The organism is Tepidanaerobacter syntrophicus (assembly GCF_001485475.2).
In the GTDB taxonomy this organism is placed as follows: Bacteria; Bacillota; Thermosediminibacteria; order Thermosediminibacterales; family Tepidanaerobacteraceae; genus Tepidanaerobacter; species Tepidanaerobacter syntrophicus.
On record NZ_DF977001.1, the window covers coordinates 1 to 19979 of the forward strand.

At 37.8% G+C, this 19979-nt stretch carries 13 protein-coding genes and 3 tRNA genes; 4 read left to right on the top strand and 12 right to left on the bottom strand.

The window, feature by feature from the left end; translation table 11 throughout:
• Both TSYNT_RS04990 and TSYNT_RS04995 read left to right on the top strand, forming a co-directional pair.
• Positions 1–876 (top strand): uroporphyrinogen decarboxylase family protein (locus TSYNT_RS04990; protein WP_059032355.1); only part of this gene is annotated, 876 nt, incomplete at its 5' end.
• Between the two features lie 49 nt (positions 877–925).
• On the top strand, positions 926–2311 hold the full coding sequence (locus TSYNT_RS04995; RefSeq protein WP_059032356.1) for an MFS transporter: 1386 nt from the start codon (positions 926–928) through the stop codon (positions 2309–2311).
• A 62-nt stretch (positions 2312–2373) separates the two neighbouring features.
• Here TSYNT_RS04995 and TSYNT_RS05000 read toward each other — a convergent pair whose 3' ends face one another.
• The 11 genes from TSYNT_RS05000 to TSYNT_RS05050 form a co-directional block, all read right to left on the bottom strand.
• Positions 2374–2772 carry a pyridoxamine 5'-phosphate oxidase family protein gene (locus TSYNT_RS05000; RefSeq protein ID WP_059032359.1) on the bottom strand — a complete coding sequence of 133 codons (399 nt, stop codon included), beginning with the start codon at positions 2770–2772 and terminating at the stop codon, positions 2374–2376.
• Between the two features lie 28 nt (positions 2773–2800).
• Positions 2801–3964, bottom strand: a complete 1164-nt coding sequence (locus TSYNT_RS05005) for an acyl-CoA dehydratase activase-related protein (protein ID WP_114272600.1) — start codon at positions 3962–3964, stop codon at positions 2801–2803.
• Positions 3961–4944, bottom strand: a complete 984-nt coding sequence (locus TSYNT_RS05010; RefSeq protein ID WP_059032360.1) for an acyl-CoA dehydratase activase-related protein — start codon at positions 4942–4944, stop codon at positions 3961–3963. The genes TSYNT_RS05005 and TSYNT_RS05010 overlap by 4 nt, the downstream gene beginning before the upstream one ends.
• A 16-nt stretch (positions 4945–4960) precedes the next feature.
• The gene (locus tag TSYNT_RS05015; RefSeq protein ID WP_059032362.1) at positions 4961–6997 is read right to left on the bottom strand and encodes a UvrD-helicase domain-containing protein; all 2037 of its coding nucleotides are present in this window, start codon (positions 6995–6997) and stop codon (positions 4961–4963) included.
• A gap of 1 nt (position 6998) precedes the next feature.
• Entirely contained in the window at positions 6999–9440 is a 2442-nt protein-coding gene (locus TSYNT_RS05020; RefSeq protein WP_059032364.1) for a PD-(D/E)XK nuclease family protein, read from the bottom strand.
• A gap of 157 nt (positions 9441–9597) precedes the next feature.
• Positions 9598–11397, bottom strand: coding sequence for an ATP-dependent zinc metalloprotease FtsH (gene ftsH, locus TSYNT_RS05025; RefSeq protein WP_059032366.1), 1800 nt, complete (start codon positions 11395–11397; stop codon positions 9598–9600).
• A gap of 115 nt (positions 11398–11512) precedes the next feature.
• The gene (gene hpt / locus TSYNT_RS05030) at positions 11513–12055 is read right to left on the bottom strand and encodes a hypoxanthine phosphoribosyltransferase (protein WP_174221085.1); all 543 of its coding nucleotides are present in this window, start codon (positions 12053–12055) and stop codon (positions 11513–11515) included.
• A 71-nt stretch (positions 12056–12126) separates the two neighbouring features.
• Positions 12127–13545, bottom strand: a complete 1419-nt coding sequence (gene tilS, locus TSYNT_RS05035; protein WP_059032370.1) for a tRNA lysidine(34) synthetase TilS — start codon at positions 13543–13545, stop codon at positions 12127–12129.
• A 73-nt stretch (positions 13546–13618) separates the two neighbouring features.
• Positions 13619–13693: transfer RNA gene (locus TSYNT_RS05040), tRNA-Glu, on the bottom strand.
• 4 nt (positions 13694–13697) lie between these two features.
• Positions 13698–13774: transfer RNA gene (locus tag TSYNT_RS05045), tRNA-Met, on the bottom strand.
• 21 nt (positions 13775–13795) lie between these two features.
• A tRNA-Met gene (locus tag TSYNT_RS05050) sits at positions 13796–13872 on the bottom strand.
• A 202-nt stretch (positions 13873–14074) separates the two neighbouring features.
• On the opposite strand from TSYNT_RS05050, the gene TSYNT_RS05055 reads away from it, so the two are divergent.
• Entirely contained in the window at positions 14075–15256 is a 1182-nt protein-coding gene (locus tag TSYNT_RS05055) for a glycosyltransferase family 4 protein (protein ID WP_059032372.1), read from the top strand.
• Positions 15237–16295 (top strand): hypothetical protein, encoded by a 1059-nt coding sequence (locus TSYNT_RS05060; RefSeq protein ID WP_059032374.1) that lies wholly within the window; start codon positions 15237–15239, stop codon positions 16293–16295. Before TSYNT_RS05055 ends, TSYNT_RS05060 begins: the two co-directional genes overlap by 20 nt.
• A gap of 31 nt (positions 16296–16326) precedes the next feature.
• Here the strand turns inward: TSYNT_RS05060 and TSYNT_RS05065 are convergent, their stop codons facing one another.
• A complete protein-coding gene (locus tag TSYNT_RS05065) occupies positions 16327–19902 on the bottom strand; it encodes a glycoside hydrolase family 130 protein (RefSeq protein WP_059032376.1) in 3576 nt (1191 codons plus the stop codon).
• Positions 19903–19979: the final 77 nt, after the last annotated feature.

The window sequence follows — 19979 nt, forward strand, 5'->3', positions numbered from 1 at the left end:
CCCGGCAGAGAGATTGATGAAAATGCAAGTCCTCAGTTTATCGGCGGAACCTTCATGCAGCCGGAAGAATACGATCAGCTGATAGAAGATCCTGTAGGATTTATTGCAGAAACCATACTGCCTAGGGTGTGCACTAATCTGGAGACAAAAAGAAAGGCCATGGCTACATGGGTAAGAGTCGGTATGGAACTTGAGAAAGGCGCTCGTTTAGGCGGTGAAGTCGGCAGAATCTCTGCAGAGTTAGGTTATCCATATATCCCCATGGGCTGGGCATATGCCCCAATGGATATTATCGGAGACTTTTTAAGAGGCATAAGCAATGCCGCTCTTGATGTTAGAAGATACCCGGATAAGATCAAAAAAGCCGTCGATGCTCTTACAGAACCGGTAATCACGTATGCTTTAGACGCATGTAAGCCGATAAATGCAGAAGTGGCTTTCATACCATTGCATTTAAACGAATACTTATCGCCTAAACTTTATAATGAGTTTTACTGGCCTTCGCTAAAGAAAGTCATTATAAGGCTTTATGAAGAGGGCGTCAAATCAGAGGTATTTTTTGAAGGACATCATGAGCCTCATCTAGAGACCATTTTAGAACTGCCTAGGGGATGGGGAATAGCATATTTCGAAAAAACTGACGTTGTTAAGGCGAAAGAAGTATTAAAGGATCATACATGTGTAATGGGCGGCCTGCCTATAAGTTTATTAGTCAGTGCCACGCCGCAAGAAATCGACGAATATGTTAAGACCTTACTCGAAAAAGTAAAACCAGGCGGAGGATTTATATTGGCTCCGGCTGTCGGAACCGCTCCGGCAATTACGCCACCTGAAAACATACATGCCTTAATTAGCGCAGTAGAAAAATACGGTTAATTTGTGCAAATACTCCAAAAGCTTGTTTAATTGAAGGGGATGAGCCGTTATGGAAAAAAAGCCACTAAGCAAAGCCGTAAAGACATTCTATGGCATCGGAGATTTTGGTTTTGGTTTGATGGCATCAGTTGAACTTTATTTCTTTGTATTTTTCCTGACCAATGTTGCTAAACTTTCATTGCCAACAGTTGCTCTCATCAGTTCGATAACGAGTATCGTAGATGCAGTGTCATCACCTTTTTACGGAGCTATAATCAGCGGCACTAAGCCTTTAAAGTGGGGACGAAATCGTTCTTGGATATTGATAATGCCTCCGCTTGTCGTAATCTTTTATATATTCCAATTTAGCAAGATCGGTCCGGAATCAGTAGCCGCACTGATTATCTGCGCCGGTTTTATTCTAAGCCATATCGCATGGAACCTGCCCTGGGTAGCAAATGTTGCGCTTATTCCGGTACTTGCCAGTGACCCTGATGAAGCAGCATTGCTGGCATCAAGACGTGCTACTTGGACTGCTCTTTCAGGAATAGTATTCTCTTATACCGGAGCACCCTTGGCAGAGTATTTTGGCAGGGTTACAAACAATGAAGTATTGGGTTACACCATTCTGGCAGGGCTTACAGGTTTGATTATGATGATCTGTTACTGGATCGTTTTTAAGATAACAGAAGGCTATGAGCCTACGGGAACTGCAGCTCAAGACACAACTCAGGCTCAAAAAGTTTCACTAGCTGCTATGGTAAAAAGCCTTGTCCAAAATCCACCCCTTATTGTGCTGTTAATATCAGACTTTTTCAGGAACATGGTCCTCTTTGTTATGACAGCAGCTGCAGCTTATTACTTTACTTATGTAGCACAAAATATGGGACTATTTTCAGCATACTTACTAATAGTATCTATAGCAACTATGATAGGATCATACTTTGCAGGTTCAGTTGCAAAGAAAATGTCATCGCGGAATGCCACCATCTTTGGTCTGTATGCCTTAGGCATATCGCTTATAATATGTAAATTCGTAGCACTAAATGTTACTATGTTTTTCATTGTAATAACTATATCTAGTATATTTACAGGAATTCTAACATCAGTAACCGTAAGCTTATATTCTGATGTATCTATTTATGCTTACTGGAAAACAGGAGAAGACGCATCTCCCTTTGTTATGGGCTTGATGACGGTAGCCTTAAAGCTTGCAGTTATATCCAGAGGAACGGTGATTCCTTTTGTCTTGGCGTCGGTAGGATTTACCCCGGGAATAGATCCTGCCTCAGCTACTGAAGCACTTAAGATAGGCGTAATAAATGCTTTCCTATTCATACCCGGAATCTTTGCATTAATCGGCGCTGTAATACTGCACTTAGGTTATAAGCTGACGCGAGAAAAAGTTATAGAATATCAAAACGAAATAAATAAAAGATTGGCTCAACAAGCTTAAATAACAAAAGCAAAAGAGGTATGCCTTTAATTTAAAGGCATACCTCTTTTTTCGCTTTAGGACTACACTTGAATTTTTCGTATTTCTTTGTCAATTTTAAGCACAGATGCTTCGATATTTGTTATATAGAATAGCTCAAAATTCGAACTTTCGGGCGAACCATAAATGGCAGCAAGGCTGGGAGCAACAGCAAATGCCTGTTTTTTAGCTTCTATGTTCTCGTCAAACACAGCTCTACCGCTTATGCGAACCCACTCATCTTTAGATATCATTGCGCAAATTTCTACGGCAGGATTCGCCTTAAGCTGCCTATAGACATTTTTGTGATTGCCCGTGCAAAAATACAACTTCCCGTTGTAATTCATGACAAATCCAAACGGGCGAACTTTAGGTTTATCACCGTCAACAGTTGCCACATAAAATACAGAAGCATCTGTCAGCATTTTTAATAATTCTTCCATCTTCCTCACCCCTATTTTTATTTAATTATTACTTATTACTTAATACTTTCTCATTATCAATATCGCTATTTTCATGATATATCTTAGATAAGTAACTGTTATCTTCACTCATTTCCTTTTTTTGATTTATCATATCAATAAAGGCTTCAAGTCTTGTTCTGACGCCGGCTTTAGCTGAATGTTCATCTAGCACCAGTGTCATTACTGGAATTGAATAATCTTTCGCGACTCGAGGTATTGCGCTTTTTGCAACAATTTCAGGCATGCAGGTAAAAGGCAGAAGATGTATAACACCATCAAAACCATTTTTTGCAAAACTTGCAATTTGAGCTACGGTTTCTTGGCCGTGGCCACCTATAAAGCGCTTAATATAAGGTTCTGCTAACTTTAACATTTCCTTATAATCTTTTGGCTTTAAAAAGGAAGGAAAAAGATTTATTCTGACCCAGTCTGTAAGGTAAACGCTTCGATACACTTCGGCGCCGAGACTGTTCAGCTCAGATTCTATGTCTAAGTTTACAAAGGGCTCCAATACAGTATATATTTCACCTACTATTCCGATTTTGGGGAAGGTTTTATCCTTTATAGTCTCAATGCTGTCAAATGTTTCCAGCATAACTGCTTTATATTCATCTAGCTCTGCTTCTTTCTTTATATCCTTTATTTTATGAATTACTTCTTTGTACTTTTTATCGGTCTGACCTTTTATTTTTTCCTTTGGCCTTATTTGAGACAATTTCATGTCTGCAATATCCAACAGAATGGCCTTTTTCCATGCAATTATAGCTGCCTTTATTATATTTTTTAGTGAATTTTGTTTTCTGTTAGTAAGCACTCTAATATCACTTACTAACTTTAAAAAATTATTTTTCGGAGGTTCTACTATGACCATTTTAAAATCAAAACCTAAATCTTTTAAAATTTCTCGCTCTACTTCACCATAATAGCCAAACCTGCAGGGCCCTATTCCACCGGCCATGACAATGGTATCTGCACCGTTTTCAAGGGCTTCAATAAAATTCCCCACATTTATTTTAAGTGGAAGGCAAGCAAATTCCGGCGAATGCAGGACACCAAGTTCTAAGGTTCTTTTTGTGCAAAAAGGCGGAACAACTACTTCTGTGCCTAGGTTTTCAAATAGAGATTCAAGCACAATGTATAAATTACCCATATGAGGAAAAGTCACTTTCATTGAACCTTCCTCCCTTCTAAAACATCCAAAAAAGCCTCAAGCCTTGTATCAAACCCGGCTTCAGCGGCGTGTTCATCAAGGGTTAGATACAGAAAAGGAATTTTATAGTAACGTTTTATTTTTCTTTCCAAAAGTTCACCTACAAAAGAATCGGGACCACATCCGAAAGATGCAACATGGATTATTCCATCAAGCTCTCCTTTGTCTAAAAAGTAGAAAGCAGCACCTAACGATCTTTCCCCTAGTGTCCAGAACATATCTTTTGTCAGTTTCTTGGCCCCTTTTTTGATTTCACTATCTGAAACCATGTCAGTTGTTATAAGATTAATATGCTGTCTTTTGAGCTTAGCAACAAGGTTCATGCTAAGAAAAGTATCGTATATATTGTAATGGTGCCCCACTAATAAAACTTTCGGATATGAAGCAGTATGTAGCTCGGATTCCTCTTGTTTTGGAGGTTTAAAATCGATATCCGGCAAGATTTCGCATGGGGCTATTTTGTATGTAGTGATAAATTGTTTATACTTTTTTTGCGCGCTTGCTGCTTTATGATAGGCCCGCAGCACTTCTGTCTTATTTTTATTAAGAGCATCGCCAATTTGTATTACGTGGTTTTTAATGCCTTTCTTGCTTTTATAAAGATTTAATTCGGCATCGATTAACGGCGGTAACTTCGGAATGCTATTTCTTATCATATCCGGCAGCCCTAAAAACTTTGGGCAGAGATATTTTTGCGGCTCTATGCTTACAATTCTGGGAATAAAAATAGCATCAACCTTATCTGCCAGATCTGCTACATGGCCGTGAAAGCTTTTAATCGGCAGGCATGCATCATCTACGCATAATGCAACTCCTTTTTTAAGCAGTGCCTCGTTAGTAGAGGATGACAGCACAACCTGCTGACCTAAAGCCTCAAAAAATACCTTCCAAAAAGGGTAGTATTCATAATAAAACAGTGCTCTGGGTATGCCTATTTTCATCAATACACCTCTGTTGCTAACTTGTTGTTTGGTTTAACCATTTTAAAAAACTTTCTCGTTTATCAGATGTTATCTCTCCTGATATCACTAAATAATCCATTGCGCGGGTAAGCGCCACATAAAGCAGCCTTTTGGCTTCTTCAATCTCTTTGTTATCAAGAAAGTTTTTCAACTCTTGCCACTTCTCTTTATCTTTTTTAATTGCAAGACCGACTTCCGGATCAAATAATATCTCAGAAGATACCGTTGATAAGCTTTGGCCGCTGTCTGCCAGGATAACTATGGGAAACTCCAATCCCTTTGCCGAATGTATTGTAATAAACTTTACAACATCTTCTTCTTCAGAAACATCCACCGCCTCCTGATACTCTGAGCCCCAATTCGAAAGTTCTTCTAAAAATTCTCTTAAGGTAAAGCCTTCTTCATCATAAACTGCACATAAATCTAAAAATTGAAGCAGGCTCTCGGTATCAAGGACATCTTCTAAATCGGTATATAAAAGCTTTGAATCTTTTATAATCTGTTCTGCCAGTTGTTTAATTGTTGCCTTATCTTTCATTTTAACCCACTTTTGAAATAATTTAAAGGCTTCCTCGGAGTCTATATTCTCATCAAAGATATTACTTAATTTTTTGCCGTTAAGCACATATTCTGCAATTTTATCATCATCCACTTTAAGCAAGTGCGAAAGTGCGCCATATATGTTTATATCATCTTTATACTCCACAGCCTTTAATCCCAAAAGAAGATTTTTTACTCCATGGCTTTCTTTAAGAGTCCCGACTTCAGCCACATAAAATGGTATATTGCGTGCGCGAAACTCCTCAATATAACAGGAAAGATGGGTTTTTCTCCTAAAGAGCACGGCAAAATCTCGAAAGGTGGGCTTTCGGTATCCTCCTGTGGTGCTGTCATATACCTTTACAGAATCATCGGACAACATTTCTAGTATCTTATCTGCAATAAGTCTTGCTTCCTGCTGCCTCCGCTCTCTCATCAAGCCGCTATTTTGCCCAATAAGGAAACAGATATTTTTTCCATCATGCTGCCTTTTGTAATTAATCGGTTCATAATTCTCCATGATGTCTTCAAAAGCTTTGTTTACAAACGTTATTATTTTATCGTTACTTCGAAAATTATCTTTTAAACTTAAGGACTTTCCATTTTTCTCTAAATCTTTTCTGAGCTTTTCGAAAAGCTCAACACGCGCTCCTCTAAAGCCGTAGATGGATTGTTTTTTGTCTCCCACCACAAAAAGATTTGTATCTTTGCCTAACAGCCGAAGAATTTTGTCTTGGATAAAGTTCAAATCCTGATATTCATCTACCAAAATAAATTTAAATTTTTGTTGATAGTTTTTCAAAATTTCCCGATTTTTTTCGAACATATCCAGCGTCTTTTCCAGAATATCTTCATAGTCAAGAACGTGCTGTTTCTCTTTTTTGCTGCCATAAATCTTTAAAGATTCTTCAATTAACATCACTATGGTTTTTTCATCTTCACTAATCGCCATTTCAGATAAAGTAGCAATGCTTACACCTTGGTTCTGTATTTTTATTATATTTTGATAAAGCTCATCGGATAATTTTCCAAAGCCCATTTCTGAAGTAATCTGAAAAACATTTTTGTTTTCTAATTTTCCTATAACGGCCTCTTGTATGCTTTCCTTGAGCCACGCATTCCCTTGATACTCCTTTGCTACCTGTGCCTCAGGGTCTATGGAAGCTTCTACCGGATTTTCTTTAAGCAATCGCAAGCAAAAACTATGTATTGTGCTGATATAAGCAGTTGAAAGCCTGAGTAGGTTTTTAGAGATGCTGTCATTGTATTTTTGCATTTTCATTTCGTATCTGAGCCGCTCTCTCATTTCAAGAGCTGCTTTATTTGTATATGTTATGGCGGCAATTTCGTCAATACTTGCAAGGCCCTGCTGTAATATATAAATTATGCGGCCCACCAGTATTCTAGTTTTGCCGGCACCGGCACCGGCTGTGACTACAAGGCTTTTATCTATTGTTTCGATAGCTTCTTTTTGTAAAGGGGTGTGTCCCATATTAAAACTCCTCCCAGGGACAAATTTGAGTAAAATCGCAAAAGCTGCCATAGCTTTGTATTTTTGGACATTTTTTTGGTTCTATCGGAAATTTCCCTTCTCTTATATTGTTTACATAAGCTCTGACTGTGTCTTTGGTTTTTTCCATAACGGTTTCCCATTCTTCTTGTGTTAAAATCCCTTTTTTCTGCCTCTTTGAAATAAATGGCAGATCTCTATCTCTTACAATAAAGTTATCTATAGCACCTTTTTTAACAGAAACAAAAGCTCCTCCCACTACCGGTTTTTTTAATATATGTTCCGCAGCCAAGATATATATTGGCATTTGAAGGTTTGTTCCATCTTCCATCTCTTTTATATCCGGTGTTGACCCGCTTTTATAGTCGATTATCAGTAATCTGTGCTGTGCGTCTTCATCTATCCTGTCAATTTTTCCCGAAAGCAAGATGTCTGGGGCAAAATCCAAGGAAAAATTTTTCTTGGATCCAAAACCAAGCTCAAAAAGAATCGGTTTAAAGTCTCCTCTTGAGGCTACATACCAGCCGACATAGTTCGTTATGCTTTTTGCAATTTCATTTTTCTCTATTTCAAACAGCAGAGGATGCGGAAAACTCTCTTTTACGCCGGAATTTTCCATGACACTTTCTGTAAGAAAGATTATCTCATTTTCGTATTCTTCTAATTTTATGCTTTCAAGGGTATCTTTATGATTTTTAAAAAATATCTCTAATATTTTATGTATGGCACTGCCCCGTGAAACCGCCGTATATTCTCCTTCTTCATCAGGTGCTGCAAGGCCTATGACTCTTGCAAGAAAAAACTTATAAGGACATTCGCCGTACATGTTTAGGGAAGCTGCGCTGAAAGGTTCTTCATGAAATCGCTTGCCTAATATTTTTCTTGTATTTTCTGAAATAGTTCCTAAAGTTTCACTGAAATTTTTAAATCCGGTAGAAGTATACATATCTTCTAATCTGACATCTTTAACCTCGGCTTTTAAATCATAAAGTATATCTTCTATATAGGAAGACATCAGTGAAGATGAGTTATCTTCCAAAACTGCCGGATAAGAAAAGCAGCCTGTAGAACTTGATGCCAGCAAAAATTTTAAGCAGCGCTGCTCATCCTCAAGATGACTATCTATGGTATCAAAACTGTAACCTATCTCATTGAGTCTTTTCCTCTCATCTTCCTTTATAAGCCAGTCAGGTCGTAATTCTGCCGGAAAATCTCCTTCTATCATCCCTGCCGCATAAATCTTTTCAAATTTTAGCCCTATTATTTGTTCTAGAGAAAGTATCCGAATACCTTCTTTATCGGAATCAAAACAGTTGTAGGAATAATTTCTTAAATAGGGTGCAAAAAAATTTATAAATCCTTCAAAATCTGTATATTCTTCTCCTGCCATTTCCCCTATATCTTCTAATTCATCCAAAAGTTTAATTAGGGCCTGAAATGCCGTAATATCGCGTTTTACAAAATCAGGGTCGTCACTATGAATATTGTAAAATCTGTTGGGATATCCATTGTCGGCAAGAAAACTTTTTGATATTTCGGCCCATTTATTGATTTTATGCCGTGAAATATTAGTTTTTAAAAGAATTTGTACAAAATAATCTGTTGTTTCTTCTTTTACAAGTCTTAAAAACGCTTTTACGAAAGGATTTTGGATAAGGGGTGCTTTTATATCAAAGTTTAACGATAAGTTCGCCTCTTTTGCCGCGTCTTTTAAAAGATATTTATAGGCTTTGGGCTTCGGCAAAACTATGCAGATTTTTTGCGGGGGAATGCCTTCTTCTAAATCTCTTAAAATCATTTTTGATATGTATTCAATTTCAATCCTCTTGTTTTGAGCCTTAATGGCATTTACATGTTTCATTTTATGCTCAAGGGGCAAGTTGACTATAACCCCTTTATCTACTATAACTTCCAACACTTTTTTCTGTATCGGATAAAGCCTATAAAATCCCCTAAAACATATTTTGTCAAACTGTTCAATATACTTTGCTTTACCTGCGTAGTCTGCCGAAATTATTTGGCAATCTTCTAAGTCATATAGAAGGTTTTCGGCAAGAAAATCCTGATATGTTCGGTATATCAAAGCCAAATCTTTTAGGCGAGGTGAATCCTTCAATATTTTATCAGCAATGTCAGGGGTTATGCCTTGTAATTTCAATTCCATTATTACTTCACTAATGCGCCGCACATATCCGGGCCTATATTCGCTGAAAAATTTAAATTGATTTTTCTCTTGCAGGCTATGAAAGATACGGCTGATTACTATATCTCTTTTAAAATTCCCGATAATATTTTTTGAATCTATAACATCTTTTATAATGTTTCTTATAAACTCTTCATAGAAAATTGCTGCCTCGCCGGCTGTTTGTGCTTGACTTTCTTGTTCTGCCAAATATGATGTAGGATATACATTAAGTTGTCTCATAATTTTTCCTCGCTAATATCTTCTTAAAGCTATACATTAAAGAATACCACAATAGTAGAATTTTTTCAATTATTTAACTATCTTTTGCAGTTATCGGCTTATAAACAGTAGGCCAGCGCTTTTTGGCGCTGGCCAGTAGTAGAGGTTGTAAGCTAGTTTATGCGCTTGCAAAAACCTCTAAGAATTCATTTTCCTTTAACTTTTCTTTTTCAAGCAGTGCTTGGGCTACTTTATGAAGTTTGTTGACATTGTCTGACAAAAGTGACCTAGCTCTGTCATAACAGCTGCTGATAATATTTTTAACTTCTTTGTCGATAGATGCTGCCACTTCTTCGCTGTAGTTTCTGCCTTGTGCAATATCTCTTCCCAGAAATACTTCTTCCTGCTTATGGCCCAGTGTCATTGGGCCTATATTTTCGCTCATGCCATACTCCATAACCATTTTTCTTGCAATCTGAGTTGCCCGCTCTAAATCATTTTGGGCACCGGTGCTTATTTCATTGAGCACTAGCTCTTCTGAAACACGGCCGCCAAGTAAATGGGTTATTTGGTCCATGAGTTCATTTTTACCCATAAAGAAGCGATCTTCTTTCGGCAAAATCATAGTATATCCGCCTGCTCTGCCCCTAGGCACTATAGATACTTCATGAACCGGGTCTACAGTCGGCAGTAAATGTGCCACTACAGCATGTCCCGCCTCATGATAGGCAACCAATCGGCGCTCTCGTTCTGTCATAACTCGGCTTTTCTTTTCCGGCCCTGCTATTACTCTAGTTATAGCCTCTTCTAGCTCCGGCATTTCTATTTTCTTTTTATTGCGCCTTGCTGAAAGAAGCGCTGCTTCATTCATCAGGTTTTCAAGATCAGCACCGGTAAATCCGGGCGTCCTTCTGGCCAGTACTGAAAGCTCTACATCTTCTGCTAAAGGCTTGTTTCTTGCATGAACCTTGAGTATTTCTTCTCTTCCTTTTACATCAGGTCTGTCTACCACAACTTCTCTGTCAAACCTGCCAGGTCTTAAAAGCGCAGGATCTAATATATCGGGGCGGTTAGTAGCAGCTATAACTATTATGCCCTCATTAATACCGAAACCGTCCATTTCTACAAGCAGCTGGTTTAGCGTCTGTTCTCTTTCATCATGTCCACCGCCAAGACCTGCTCCTCTTTGGCGGCCCACTGCATCGATTTCATCAATAAATATGATACACGGCGCATTCTTTTTAGCTTGGTCAAACAAGTCCCTGACCCTTGCTGCACCAACACCTACAAACATTTCCACAAAGTCCGAGCCGCTTATTGTAAAAAACGGTACCCCGGCTTCCCCTGCTACAGCTCTTGCTAAAAGTGTTTTTCCTGTTCCCGGAGGGCCTACCAGTAAAACTCCCTTGGGAATGCGCGCCCCCAGCTCTATAAATTTCTTGGGATGTTTTAAAAACTCCACTACTTCTTCTAATTCTTCTTTTGCTTCATCTACGCCTGCCACATCTTTAAAAGTCACTCTTCTTTTATCGTCTGTATGAAGCTTTGCCTTACTCTTGCCGAAAGACATCACTCGTCCACCACCGCCTTGGCTCTGCTGCATTAAGAAATACCATGCGCCAAATATAAATACCATGAGCAGTAGAGGGGACAAAATTTGCGTCCACCAAGGCGTAACAGGCTTAGGCTCTGAATCCACCGTCAATGCGCCGCTTCCGGCAAGCTTATCTATTTTAGCCATAAAAGTAGTCAGATCAGGAACATAGCTTACAAAATTTCTACCATCTTTTAGAGTGCCTTTGATGTTATTTTCTATTATCACTATTTTTTCCACTTCACCTTTGTCAAGGCGTTGAAGTAATTCTGAATATCCTAATCTGATCTGAGCTGCTTCCTGGTTAGAATACCATTGGACAACTGATAAAATTAAAATTATTATCAGCAAATAAAAACTTAGACTCCTAAAAAAGTTGTTCAAAAATTTTCCTCCCTTCTTGCACCACTAGACCAAACACATTTTACCACATAAATTACATTTTTACAATTATGCAAAATTTCTAATGCACCTCTTGATAATAATTTTCTTTATTACTTTATCCTTTGTAGATTTCAGGCTTTAACACGCAAATATCTCGTAAATTCCTATATTTTCCGGCATAGTCCAAACCATAGCCCACAACAAAATCATCCGGAATTTCAAAACCTAAATAATCTATTTTCAAATCAACTTTTCTGCGATTTGGCTTGTCAAGCAGTGTACAGATTTTAAGGCTGGCAGGTTTACGGGACTTTAAGATTTTATGCATATAGCTTAGAGTCAGCCCTGAATCAACTATATCCTCGACTATTAAGACATCCTTTCCCTCCACGGATTCATCAAGATCTTTAAGTATCCTAACGACTCCGGAAGATTCAGTGGATGTTCCATAGCTCGACACCGCCATAAAATCAATTTTTAAAGGCAGCTCTATAGAGCGAATAAGGTCTGACATGAAAACTACAGCGCCCTTTAGCACCCCTATTACGATAAAATTATCGCTATCCTTATAATCGTTGGTTATTTTTTCTCCCAGTTCCTTTACTTTTTCTAAAAGCTGCTCCTCTGTTATTAAAACTTGCTTTACATCATTGAGCAAGGCTATCCTCCTATTCGCTGCTTATTTTAAGATTTACAAATCAATTAGCATTTATTTTACCACAATGCCTATTACCTATCAAGTATATCAAAATTTCCTTCATTTATTATTCTTAAACGCAAAACTTTTTTTGTTTTGTCATCCAGTTTAAACCTATCATCAATTCTCATTCCTGCAACCCAAATGATATTACCGCAAGATTCTACTATTGGGATTTTATTTCTCTTTCTTCGAGGAATTTTTTCATCAATAAAAAACTCCTTTATTTTTTTAAAACCATCAGCACCTAAAGGTTTAAATTTGTCGCCGGCTCTTCTGTTTCTTACAATCAGATTGCAGTTTCCCACTTTATCAAAATCAAGGTATGCGGTGTTTGGGTCAATAGGCATATTAAAATTAGGATCGGGCGGTATAATATCGGCTTCTATCGTAACTCCACTTTCGGCTATAACAACCTTGCCCGGAACGGAAAGCTCATAAATATAATCAGGAACATCCGTATCTTTGCCGTCAGCATACAGCACAAATCGGCCATATTCTTTAATGCCTATAATGCCTTTGGGCAAGTCTATTATTTTGCCTGTTTCGGATTCTTCTATAAATTTAACCAGAAGCGCTGTGTGTTTTTCTTCAAAATCCTTTGTGTCTCCGGCAATTTTTTCTATTGCAAATCTTGCTACGTAGTATTTTATAGCTTCATGCAAATTTAAAAACTTCCCTATGTTTATTATAACGCAAAAGGGTTCAAAGTCTAGTACGTCTCTTGAAGCTTTTTGAGCCTCTTCCTTTATAAACGAAAGGTCTCGACGCGCTATTTCGGAAAGGCGGCGAAGGGATTTCCCCAGATGAGGACAGTATTTTTGTTCAATCAGAGGCATTAATTCAAGGCGAATACTGTTTCTAAAATAATCAGTCGTAAGATTTGTTGAATCTATTCTAAAAGGGATATTATTCTGATTTAGGTATTCTTCGATTTCTTCTCTCGGGATTTCAATAAGGGGTCTTATATAGAAATCTCGAACAGGCTCGATGCCCAGTAGGCCTTCTAAACCGCTGCCTCTTAAAATATTCATAAGTATAGTCTCTTCATGATCGTCTCTGTTATGGCCGGTAGCTATTTTATCTGCTTTTATTTCACTTCTTACACGTTTAAAAAAATCGTATCTGACACGTCTTGCCGCATCTTCCATAGAAAGTCCCTTGGCTGAGGCATAAGAAGGAACGTCAAGCCTTTCGGTAAAAAGCTCAATATTCCAGGATTTACATAATTTTTCTACAAACTCTGCATCTTGTCCTGATTCATCGCCTCGTATCATATGATCCAAATGGGCTGCATATACATAAATATTAAGTTCTCCTTGGAGTGTGACTAAAAGATGTAAAAGACAGACAGAATCAGGCCCTCCAGATACTCCGGCAATAATCTTGTCTCCTTTTTGAATCATATTGTATTTTTTAAGCGTTGAAAGAAAAATTTCATTTACATTCATTTTAAGTCTTCCTTAAGATTTTAACATTATTAAATAAAAAAAGCCGCATTTTGCGACTTGTTATTTTGCAGCTTGGTGACCCCGAGGGGATTCGAACCCCTGATACCGCCGTGAAAGGGCGATGTCTTAACCACTTGACCACGGGGCCTTTTTGGTAGCGGCGCAGGGATTTGAACCCCGGACACTGCGGGTATGAACCGCATGCTCTAGCCACCTGAGCTACGCCGCCATGTAAGATATTTGCATATTTTGGTTGCGGGGGCCGGATTTGAACCGACGACCTCCGGGTTATGAGCCCGACGAGCTACCGGACTGCTCCACCCCGCGTCATTTATATAATATCGTAAATGCCAAGCTATTTTATTTTACAACAAAAAGTCGAATCCGTCAAGCCAAATCGTTTTGTTGAAATAGACAGAAATCTCTGCTATAATGAATTATAAAGTCTGATATTGCTTATCTTTATGAATAATTGTTTCATGGAGCAAGGTGGTATTTTATGGCTTAGAATTTTAAGGAAGTGGTATTAATGAATATCGTTATTTTGAGCACTTATCCCCCTAGAGAATGCGGGATAGCTTCTTTCTCTAAGGACCTTAGGGACAATCTTGTATCTATCGATGAAAATGTCAGCATCATCGCCATAACAGACGCAAAAAATTCCTACGATTATCCCAAAGAGGTTATTTTTGAGGTAAGTCAAGATGAAAAAGAAAGCTTTCGGGAGGCAGCAGATTTTGTAAATCAATCTTCGGCAGATGTTGTCATAATCCAGCATGAATACGGTATATTCGGAGGCGATGACGGCAGCTATGTCCTTGAATTTGCAAATCATCTTAAAAAACCATTTGTAGTTACTACTCACACAGTGCTTTTGGAGCCAACTTTTGGTCAAAAAAATGTGCTTTCTCGGTTAGGAGCTGCAGCAAACGGAATTGTGTGTATGACAAAAAGATCCGCAAAGCTTTTGAGTAAAGTTTACAGCGTCCCTGAACATAAAATACGCGTAATCCCTCATGGCGTTCCATTTTTTGAACCTAAAGGCAGGGATGAATTAAAGCAAAAATACGGATATACCGGAAGAACAATAGTTTCAACCTTTGGCCTTATAGGTCCGGGTAAAGGCATTGAAAATTGCATAAAAGCAATTTCCGAACTTGTACCGCATCATCCGGATATTCTTTACTTAGTTCTCGGCAAAACACATCCGAATATTATAAAAAAATATGGGGAATCTTATAGGGCTTCGCTTGTAAGCTTAGTAGAAGAATTAGGATTAACCGACAATGTAAAATTTATAAATGAATTCCTCTCACTAGATAAGTTGGGAGATTATCTTTACATGACTGATGTGTATGTAACGCCATATCCCAACAAAAATCAGGCTGTAAGCGGCACGCTAACTTATGCGGTAGGATGTGGAAGGGCAATAGTATCTACGCCTTATGAATATGCTCTTGAAATATTGGGCGATGGAAGAGGGCTTATTGCTCAAAATAGTGATGACCCTAAAGAACTTGCTTTTTTAATAGAAAAAATTATTAACGATCCCGCCTTGAAACAATCCTTGGAAAATAAGGCGCAAGAATTGGGTAAAAAAATGAGTTGGAATAATGTCGCAAAGTTATATAGGAGCTTTTTAGAAGAACTCATCGCTTTTGCTGATTCCAAGATAAAAGAGGTGGTGTCTGATGAAAGAAGTCTCCTATAAACATTTGGAGAAAATGACGGATAATACCGGAATAATACAATTTGCAAAATATGATAATCCTATAAAGGAAAGCGGATACACCGTCGATGACAATGCACGGGCTTTGATTGTGGCTTTAAACGCTGATAAAGGCATGAAAGACCTGGCTAAGATTTACATTGAATTTATAAAAAGTGCTCAAAGGCCTGACGGCACTTTTGCAAATCTAAAGCTGGATGAAAATTTCGTTCCTGACATTGATTCTGAAGACAGTATTGGAAGGGCTTTTATGGCTTGTTGTTACGCATTCTGTAATAAAAACTCTTCTTCGGAAATTAAAGAAACCGCGCAAGGTATCATCAAAAAGACCTTACCTGTCATAGAAAACTTTAAAAGTCTGAGAGCCATAGCATATTCTCTTATAGGGCTTGCCTCGCTTTTAGGAAATGGTTTTGAAGATGTGCAAAGCACAGACGACATTTACAAAATAGCCGGTGATATGGCAGAGCGATTAAACAATGCCTATACAGCAAACCACAGTGATAACTGGCAGTGGTTTGAAGAATACTTAACTTACTGCAATGCCGTTTTGCCTCATTCTTTGTTTCTTTATTATGCTGTTTCCGGAGATAAAAAATCCCTTAGGATCGCAGAAGAATCTTTGAATTTTTTAACAGATGCCCTTTTTAAAAACGGTTATTTGTCAATTGTAGGAAATCAGGGATGGTGGCAAAAAGACGGCAGTATACCTACCTTTGATCAGCAGCCTGTTGATGCTGCATCTATCACCCTTGCATGTATTTGTGCTTATTTTGTAAAAGGTAAGAAAGAGCACTTGGATATGGCAAAACTTTCTTACAGATGGTACTGGGGAAAAAATGTAAATAGCTTGCAAGTATACAATGAAACTTCAGGCGGCTGTCATGATGCATTGACTTCCTGTGGTATAAATATGAATCAAGGAGCAGAAGCGCTAGTAAGTTTTCTGCTGACTCATCAAATATTGGAAAATATTTTAAACAACAATGCACAAGATACGGCAGAAATACCTGCTGTATAAAAAGAGAGGGTAGAATCCCTCTCTTTGTTTCTTATCTTTTTTCGGTTTTTTGTCTTATTTCATAGGGTATTAAATCCCCAATTTTCCCGAACGCAGCGCAAAGATACGTATCCGCTGCCCCATAATACACTAAAATTTCATCATCTGCTTCCAGTATCTCTCTGTCGCTTACAGGAACTGCACCGCAGGTAAAAACTACATTCGGAACCCACGATGTTGATTTGTCCCCCACTTCATAATGCATCTGTGGAGAAAGAATAGGGTTTGGAGACCTGTACAGAAGTCTTGACGGATTATCAAGTTCAACTAATGCTGCACCCAGCCTGTAGACCAAATTGTCATCGACTCCATGATATATCAGAAGCCACCCGTATTTTGTCTTTATAGGTTGGGCACCTGCACCGATTTTCATGGAATCCCACATCATTCCTGTCCGAGGTCCCATAATTATCTTATGCCCGTCTTTCGGCCAGGGAAATTTAAGCTCTTCAGAATATGAAACCCATATGCTAGGCTCAATTCTATGATAGAGTATATACTGATCGTTGATTTTTTCGGGAAAGATAACTGCATCTTTATTCCATATATTTGGAAAAGCAAGGCCTAATCTTTCCCATTTACTAAAATCTCTTTTTAAAAAGTCTGTGATGCCAATACAAGCGGCGGCTATTTGAGCTACTACTCCATCATAAGCGGTATAAAACATATAAATTTTGTCTCCCATTATAACTGTCCTGGGATCTTCGCAACCTTTTTTCTCTTGCGGAGTTTGCGGGAAAAAAATAGGTTCCGGAAGTCTTTCTAAGATATTGCAGCCATCAGATACAGCCATTCCAATCCTAGAAATATTATCATCGCCAAAAGCTCTGTAAAGTATGAATACCTTGTTTTCTATTTTGAGAGCTGCAGCATTGAGCACATATTTAGACTCCCACGGATGATCATGGATAGGCCGCAATATGGGATTGCCTTCATATCGCACAAGGCTTCCTGCGGGAGGCCAATTTTCTATATCTTGAACTACAACAGCATCATTAAAGGGTTTTATTTTTAAAAGGATATTTGCAATATCGTAACTTTCTTTTCCTTCTCCCATAAGTTGAAACACTACCTCCATGATTTCTTCTTCACTGTATCCCATGTATTTACATAGTTCTACCAAAAGTTCATTATTGAACCAGTTTCGTTCTACATGAATTGAAAGAGGTGCTGGTACTCCTTTGCCGCCTTTAAAGCTATAGCTCGCCCAGCTCCATGCTGAGCAAGGTATAAAAGTTCCGTCTTCTAGGGTAAATGAGAGATTGTATCCTTCTGCCATTAAGTAGATTGCTTCAGCTTCAGTTTTCATTCCCATATCTTCGAGTTTTTTCCCTAAAATTTTTAATCGTGCTACAAATTCTTTTTGATGCCAGTTTTCAAATATATTGTGAGCCGAGAAAATATCTTTGCCGTGGTGTCCTATAATAGAATTAATTACTTTGATACCAAAATTTCTTCGTTCTCTTGCATATAGCCTCCAGATATAAGCATAGTGTTCCGCTTCTATAGCACTTTTAATTATATGGGTAAAATAAAGAAGTTTTGGATATCTACCCCCCATTCCTTTTGCAAGCGTTGATATTATAATAACGCCTGTAATTTTATTTAGTGCACTTATATTGCTCATGCTCGCTATATTGGGGAATTTATTTTTACCAACTACAATCCTCTCTATTTCCACTTCTTCCATATTATCCGGCCTGAGATTATCCTCCAGCCATAAATTTATCCTGTCTACATAGGCTCTCTCCTCGCTTATAAACGCCAAAGCCATGGCTTTTCGGGGTGTCACAGCATCTAAAAGTTCCCCTATGCTCGTATAACCCATTGCTACCAAAAGATTCGAAGGAATAAACTCACATAACAGCTTCTCTAATATTTCTTCTTTTACCGCCATAACTTTGCCGCAAGGCATCATCTCAAACATTTTATCAACTGATTCTTTTGTTCCCTTCAACGTGTGAAGATCGCCTGCAAACAGTAAATTTGCGGTTTTTTCAAGTTGTGCTACAAGTTCACTTATCCCTGCAACTATTTCTTTAGAATCAGCATCTCTTGGAATGTGCAGTTTATTATATATAAAATCGTAAAAAGCAGCAGTGTATTTTTTCTTAATTTCATTAAATATTCCATTCGTCCACACTACTTGTCCGTTTAAACTTGTCAGTTGCTTCGGAAGCACAATTGGCACACCAGGGATAAATTCTAAATAATCTAATGGCACAATTGGAGGCGCTTTTTCCTCTGATTTACTAACCCAGTTTTTTGTAAAAGAACTTTTTAATTTTAAAAATGCCTTTGTTTGAGACGTCTCAAAATCTATTATTTTTTTGTAGGCAAGATTTTCTATATCCTCAGGGTTCGCATTGTCAAAACGTCTCTTGAAATTATTTATCTGTTTTATGTATCCTGCTACAGCACCTTCATACGCCACCATAAATGCAGATAAAATATCTTCTTTTGATATTTCTTCAGAAAAACAATATGCTTCTAAAAAACGATAAGTGAACGTCGCCCACAGTTCCTCATCCAATATAAAACTTTCATAGGAAAGATTATAAACTTCCTCTGCCGAAGATGCAAGTTCTTTTGGCAGCAGTTTTTTATAAATTAACCCATATTTTTCATAATCAGACTTAAATATGCTTACAAAATCTGTAAATTTATAGTATGCTTTTTTCGGCACATCTTCGTTTGCTGTAAATCGCAACAACTTATCAGGAAATTTTAAGATATCATTATGGTTTAACCAATAATCCTGATCAGCAATGATACATTCCCAAAAAGATCTGGTAATCTCTTTAAACAGAAAAAGTATTTTTTGCATTGACGAAGGAGATAGTGTAGCTCCTAAATCTACCTCGCAAATTTTTTTATCCCATACCACTGCGCGAGTTACAAGCCAAGGATCTATTCCATATCCGCCTATATAGCTGAGCCAATGGGATGCTTCCATACAGTAATCCTCTACAAGGTCATGAGCTATCCCGTATAAACCTGATAAAGGATCATATAGATTATATCCGTATATTGTTTCAAGTAATGGTCTTACCAGCAAAGTACCTGTGGTATTTTCAAAATAGTGTCTTTTAAATTTTGCAAAAACCGCATCATAGCCTTGGGTAATAGGATATATAAGTTGTTCTATCCAAGAGTGGGAAAATCCCTCTCCATTTTCACTTACCATATCTGCCTTTAGAATTATGGCATCGGCTTCAAGCTGTTTTGCTATCTCTAAAATGGTCATTATGCTAAAGCCTCTGCCGTTTATACCCGGATCTAATATAAAGGATATATTTGGCGTTTTTAATTTTGTGCTTCTTATAATTTCTAAGGCATCGCTTCCTGCAGGATCCCCGATGCAAACTATTAGTTTTTTTAGGTTTGGAAACGCTTCAAGTCCCTCGTCTACTGTTTTTAAGATAGATTCAATTGTATCTTTTTCATTATAAAATGGAATCCCTACAACTAAATCTGCATAACTCATATCTTGCATAGCATTTAGAATTTCGTCTACCTTTTTACGGAATTCATCTCCTTTTTCAACTACATTTTCATTTACGCTCAAATTGGAAACCTCATTTCTTTTTAGTTATTAATAATATTATTTTAAGAATATCATAAAGTATAAAAAAGATGTATACT